The following is a 679-nucleotide window of genomic DNA, read 5'->3' on the forward strand; positions in this document are numbered from 1 at the left end:
TCACCGGTTTCCGCTCCCTGCTCGCCGACCGTCTCGGCTCCACGGATTCCACGACCGGCTATCTCTCGGCACTCCTGTCGGGCGCCGAACGCAACGACTCTTCCGCCCTTAGCACCGGCGAGATCTGCGACGAGGCCGTCATGATGCTGATCGCGGCCACCGTCACCACGGCATCGGTGATGTCCTGGGCCCTGTACGTGCTCGCCGAACACCCCCAGACCGAGGAGAACGTCCTCAAGGACCTGGCGCGCACCGCGGTCGCGTGCCCAGGTGCCCCCTCCGGCCACGGGCACGGTCCGCCCGGCTACACCCTGCGGTTCCTGGCGGAGGTGCTGCGGCTCTACCCGCCCGTGTGGATCACCTGCCGCAAGGCCCTCTCGAACATCACGCTCGGCGAGCGCACGTTCCCCGCCGGCACGCACGTGATGTTCAGCTCCTACCTGCTGCACAGGGACCCCGACCGCTACCCGGACCCGCACCGCTTCGACCCGGACCGCTGGCTCACCACCGCCCCGACCGCCCAGGACGCCTCGTACATCCCCTTCGGCGCCGGGGCCCGGGGGTGCGTCGGGGAACCGTTCGCCTGGAAGGAACTCGAGACCCTGCTCGGCGCGGTGACCCGCGAATGGCAGCTGACCGTCCCGCCCGGCACCAGGATCCGCCCGGCAGCAAACACCAC

The 679-nt window shown here is 70.5% G+C and carries 1 protein-coding gene; it reads left to right on the forward strand.

All coding sequences use genetic code 11. The features are described from left to right. Positions 1-74: 74 nt before the first annotated feature. The coding region (locus TN53_RS41570; RefSeq protein WP_234441849.1) for a cytochrome P450 at positions 75-679 on the forward strand (605 nt) is incomplete at its 3' end.

Source organism: Streptomyces sp. WM6386 (assembly GCF_000972385.1).
GTDB lineage: Bacteria > Actinomycetota > Actinomycetes > Streptomycetales > Streptomycetaceae > Streptomyces.